Source organism: Thermogladius sp. (assembly GCF_049970955.1).
Classification (GTDB): Archaea; Thermoproteota; Thermoprotei_A; order Sulfolobales; family Desulfurococcaceae; genus Thermogladius.
In genome coordinates, this window is the sequence record NZ_JBMFLY010000062.1 from 1 (window position 1) to 4,978 (window position 4,978).

The 4,978-nt window shown below is 55.7% G+C and carries 6 protein-coding genes; 1 reads left to right on the plus strand and 5 read right to left on the minus strand.

Annotated elements, in window-relative coordinates; genetic code table 11:
- Positions 1-251, plus strand: a 251-nt coding sequence (locus tag ACP5VX_RS06165) for a hypothetical protein (RefSeq protein WP_428725010.1), incomplete at its 5' end; no start/stop codon positions are given.
- 33 nt (positions 252-284) lie between these two features.
- On the opposite strand, the gene ACP5VX_RS06170 is transcribed toward ACP5VX_RS06165, so the two are convergent.
- From ACP5VX_RS06170 to rimI, 5 genes are all read right to left on the minus strand, one after another.
- Entirely contained in the window at positions 285-1,310 is a 1,026-nt protein-coding gene (locus tag ACP5VX_RS06170) for an isocitrate/isopropylmalate dehydrogenase family protein (RefSeq protein WP_428725011.1), read from the minus strand.
- Positions 1,295-1,807: a 3-isopropylmalate dehydratase gene (locus ACP5VX_RS06175; protein WP_428725015.1), complete on the minus strand. Its 513-nt coding sequence runs from the start codon at positions 1,805-1,807 to the stop codon at positions 1,295-1,297. The genes ACP5VX_RS06170 and ACP5VX_RS06175 overlap by 16 nt, the downstream gene beginning before the upstream one ends.
- Positions 1,807-3,021 carry a 3-isopropylmalate dehydratase/homoaconitate hydratase family large subunit gene (locus ACP5VX_RS06180; RefSeq protein ID WP_428725012.1) on the minus strand — a complete coding sequence of 405 codons (1,215 nt, stop codon included), beginning with the start codon at positions 3,019-3,021 and terminating at the stop codon, positions 1,807-1,809. The genes ACP5VX_RS06175 and ACP5VX_RS06180 overlap by 1 nt, the downstream gene beginning before the upstream one ends.
- A 5-nt stretch (positions 3,022-3,026) precedes the next feature.
- Positions 3,027-4,310 (minus strand): homocitrate synthase/isopropylmalate synthase family protein, encoded by a 1,284-nt coding sequence (locus ACP5VX_RS06185; RefSeq protein WP_428725013.1) that lies wholly within the window; start codon positions 4,308-4,310, stop codon positions 3,027-3,029.
- 103 nt (positions 4,311-4,413) lie between these two features.
- On the minus strand, positions 4,414-4,878 hold the full coding sequence (rimI, locus tag ACP5VX_RS06190; protein ID WP_428725014.1) for a ribosomal protein S18-alanine N-acetyltransferase: 465 nt from the start codon (positions 4,876-4,878) through the stop codon (positions 4,414-4,416).
- Positions 4,879-4,978: the final 100 nt, after the last annotated feature.

Consider the following 4,978-nt stretch of genomic DNA (forward strand, 5'->3'; position numbering starts at 1 on the left):
GTATGAGAGGAGTGTCGCCCTCGCCAAGCGATACAGGCTCAACGTCCTTCTTCACTGGCAACATCAGCTTGTACTTCCACACCCCCCTCGCACTTGATACCTCGAACCTCAGCCCCCTGATAACGACCTCGAGAGGGACACCGCACCTCGGGCACTTGAAGAGGAGGGGGTCACCCTTGAAGACGGCCCCGCACCTAATGCATCTTAAGAAGACGTCTTCCCTGATCGGGTTTAACTCGTTTCCATACTAACACCCGCTGAAGCACCTATAATGCGACGAGGATTTAACTGTTTTCTCTCGAGAGGTTTTTCAACACCGCGTCTCCCACCTCGTTAGTGTGGTACTTCCCCCCTAGGTCAGGTGTGAACGCCTTCTGTTCCTGGATCGCTCTTCTGATAGCGTCTTCTAAAGCCTTGCTCCACTTCAGGAGGTTGCCGTCACCGCGTGCCCACCCGAGGTACTTCAATAGAAGCCTTGTCGCCTCTAACATACCGTAGGGGTTTGCGAGGTTCCTACCCGCTATATCGAAGGCTACCCCGTGAACCGGCTCGAAAACGGCTGTCTTGGGCCCGATCTGAGCTGAGCCACAGAGGCCTAAGCCCCCAACAAGTGCGGCGGCTAGGTCGGACAAGATGTCGCCGTAGAGGTTGGGAGTGAGAATCACCCTGAACGAGGAGGGCTCCTTGACCAGCTTGTACGCAGACGTGTCTACGAGCACTTCCTCGGCCCTGACATCCGGGTACTCCTTTGCAACCTCGAAGAACACTTCGCGTAGTAGCCCGTCGGTGTACTTCAAGATGTTGGCCTTGTGCACCAGGGTAACTTTCTCGAGCCCCTCGCGCCTAGCGTACTCGAACGCGAACCGCGATACGCGCTCAGCCTCTTGTCTAGAGGTGAACCTGACAGAGACCGCTACACCCCCTACCTCGCCCTCAACGCCGACGTACAGGTCTTCGAGGTTTTCGCGGACGATCGTGAAGTCGAACTTCCCCAGAGACAGGCCCTCGTAGCTCTTAAAGGGTCTAACGTTGGCGTAGAGGTCTAGCTCTCTGCGTATCAGGTAGTTCAAGCTCCTAAAGTCGCGCCTGTCCCAAGGGGTGTAGAGGGGTCCTTTCAAAACAGCGTCCATTCTCCTCGCCACGTCGAAGAAGTCTTTCTGGTAGAGTTCACCGTGTCTATTCATGTAGGTATACCCTATACCCAGCTCCACGAACTCGAAGTTGCCGATGAAGGATAACACCCTTAACGCTTGCTCGACCACTTCGGGGCCTATACCGTCCCCTCTAACGACCCCTATCTTATAGACCACGGTAAGCCACCCCTCTTCTTTATGTACTCTACAATACCCCCCTCTGAGATTATCTCCAAGAATTCCGGGGGGTAAGGGGGCACTTTCTCCTCAACCCCCTTAGTAACGTCGCGTACAATCCCTCTCGCCAGGTCGACCTCGATTACGTCGCCCCACTCGGCTGTGTCCGGTACGATTTTCGCTTTGACGACCGGTAGACCGATGTTCACGCTGTTCCGGTAGAATATGAAGCCGAAGCTCTTCGCTACAACGGCACCTATACCGACCATCTTGAGGAGCCTGGGCGCGTGCTCTCTACTAGAACCCTTACCAAAGTTCCGCCCAGCTACTATGATGTCCCCTTTACCGACCTTCTTGTAGAACTCGGGTATCACGTCCTCCAGCACGTGGGGTATCATCTTGGACATATCGTCTATGAACTCGAACTTGTACTTCCCCGATATTATGTGGTCTGTGGAGATGTCGTCTCCTAGCTTGATGGCTCTCCCCCTTATGATCATGCGAACACCCTTGGGTCGGTTATTCTCCCGGTTAGAGCGGACGCCATGGCTGTGGCGGGTGAGGCTAGATAGACCTCGCTCTTCCTGTGCCCCATTCTTCCAGGGAAGTTCCTGTTGGTAGTAGACACGGCGACCTCGCCCTCCGCTAGTAGCCCCATGTGGGCGCCTACGCAAGGACCGCATGTCGGGGGTGACAGTATACACCCCGCCTTTAAGAGAACATCTATGTAGCCTCTCTCAAGAGACTCCAACAAGACCTTCCTCGAGGCAGGTGCGACTATACACCTCACACCACTCTTGACCCTCCTCCCCCTGGCGATCCTCGCAGCTACCTCCATGTCCTGTAACCTGCCGTTCGTACACGAGCCTATGAACACCTGGTCGACCTCGACGCCCTCTACAGAGCTCACAGGGGCTACGTTGAACACGTCGGGTGGTCTCGCGACCATGGGCTCTACCTCGCCAAGTTGAACGCTGACCTCGTCCACGTATCCGCTACTCGTCGACGATCCAGTGGTCTGCTCGCGCAAGGCCTCGGGGGGTATCACAGAGGTCACGGCCATCATCTCCGTGGACATGTTTGTCAGCGTTGCGAGGCCGTCTAACCCGATCGCCCGCAGGTCGCCGGCGTACTCGATCACCCTCCCGTGAAACTTCTCCACGTCTTTCAACCCGAGTAGCCAAAGTGCTACGTCCTTACCCATCACCATATGTTTGAGGGAGCCCCTCAGCACGACCTTGACGGTCTCGGGAACCGAGAGCCACGTATACCCGTAGGATAGGGCTACCGCTACGTCTGTACTGCCGAGACCCAAGGCAAGGGCGCCTGTGACGCCCACCGTGGGCGTGTGGCTGTCTGCGCCTACCACTATGTCGCCTGGGCCGGCCAGGCCGTTCTCGATCACGAGCTGGTGGCTGATCCCTTCGCCAGCATCGAAGAGGCCTAGCCCGAACCTCGACGCGAACTCCCTCATCTTCTTGTGAACAGTCGCAGCAGCCAGTGTCGGTGCCGGCGACGCGTGGTCTATAAAGAAGAAGGCCCTGTTACGCGCTAGCCTCTTCTCCAGCTTGAGCTCGTTGACTACAACTTCTATGACGAGCGGGGCAGTACCGTCGTGCGCGTAGACTAGGTCAACGGGTACAAAGACCATGTCTCCCGGAGAGACGTCCTTGCCAAGCCTCTTCGACAAAATTCTCTCGATGAACGGCACCGAAATCACCGCTTTTTCCTCAGCTGGGGGTAGTACTTCGACGCGATCTCTAACATCTCCTCGTCTGTCAGGGGCTGTGTCCTACCAGTCTTCTCAAAGAGCTGGACTATCTCGTCGAAGATCTGTTGTACGGCCTGGCTGTCCTTCGATATAGAGTCCTCGCCCAGCATCTGCTTCAACCAGAAAGCCACAGCAGCCCTACCCGAGTGAGGGGTGATCTCGACGCTGACGGGTATGCCCAAGAGGTAGTAGGGGTCGAAGGGCAGGTAAACCTCGGGGTTCTTGAGCAAACCGTCAGCGTGAATTCCAGCTTTAGTCCTGAAGGCGTTCTTGCCGAGTATAGGGAGGTGATCTGGCACCCTGTACCCCATCTTCTCGAACAGCTCCCTGACCCTCCCCAGAGGCCTTAGGTTTATGTCCGACAACCCCTTTATGCCAGCGTAGTGGATCGCCATGACCTCCAGGGGGCAGTTGCCAGCCCTCTCCCCTATCCCCAGCAGTGTGACGTTGGAAGAGGCCGCGCCGTAAAACCAGGCTGCTAGGTGGTTTGCTACGACTAGCCCCAGGTCGTTGTGCCCGTGGAACTCGATGTCCTCCTCTCGCAGGTTCGTCTCCTCCCTAATGCGTGTGACGAGAGCTGGGATACCCCGTGGCGGCGGTACGAACTCGAAAGGCATTCCCACGCCAAGCGTATCGGGTAGCTTGACTTTCAGCTTAACTCCGTACCTCTCGCTCAGGTTGATCAACTTCTGGAGAAAGGGTATGACCACGTTGTCCAGATCCGCCCTAGTCACGTCCTCTAGAGATGCCTTTATTGTGATACCCCTCTTGAAAGCCTCCTCTGCCACGCTAAGGTATTTACCGATAACTACGTCTCTAGTCGAGTTAAACTTGTAGACTATGTGGTAGTCCGATATCGACATCAAAACGACCGCCTCGTCTAAACCTATCTCGGACACCAAGTTGAGGTCCTGGAGATTGGCCCTGATCCACGCCACAGGCTTGGGGTACTCGTAACCCTTCTCCATTATAGCCTTTGCGAGAGCCCTGTCGCGCGCCGTGTAGAGGAAGACCTCTGTTGAGCGTATAGACCCCTTGCCCCCGATCTCGTGGAGTAGCTCGTAGATCTCCAGCCCTTCTTCCACAGTGAGGTACTTCCACCCCTGCTGTCCATCTCTAAGGGTCGTGTCGGTCAAGTAGATCTTGGAGAGGTCAGCCTTACCCCAGTTAACGACTTTGATCTTTGGGGGCTCGCTAAACGGGAAAACGTCCCTAAACAGCCTGTCCATGGCTTATCGTGGTATACCTAGAGAACCAGCCCATATATAAACGTTAACTTTTGACATATAGAGAAAACAGCTAAAGCACTAACTTGTACGCTTCTGACCATGCTTACTCGTTTAAGTATAGACAGCCCTTGACCATGAGAAACCCGTCCCTCCCACCATAGTACCCCTTGAGTACGCGGGCGACCCGGTAACCCCTCTTTGTGTAAAGCCTTATTGCCCTCTCGTTATCTACGGCAACCTCTAACACAAAGCACGCTGCTCCAAGCCCCCTCAACTTCTCCTCGAGTTTCTCGAGGAGAAGTGACCCGATCCCTCTCCCCTGCCAGCTAGGAGCCACGGCAATTGAGACCACGTGCCCGTAACTCCCCTCGACCACACCAGCGGCGTACCCAACTACTCTCCCACCCACTTCGGCTACTAGTATAACGCCGTTACTCATCGTGGAGAGCTCCTCGAAGACCGCTCTGTCGTAAGCCAGGTCTGGTGGGAAACACTCCCGTTCGATCTCCAGCAACGCGGGGATGTCTTGCTCTTTGAACACCCTTACCTCGATCCCGGCCACCGCCATCGACACGACCAGACATCACGTGATCTCTTCAACTCCTATTATTCTGACCGCGACCCACCTAACCTACACGTTCTCGAAGGCCCTGGAAGGCCTGATATAC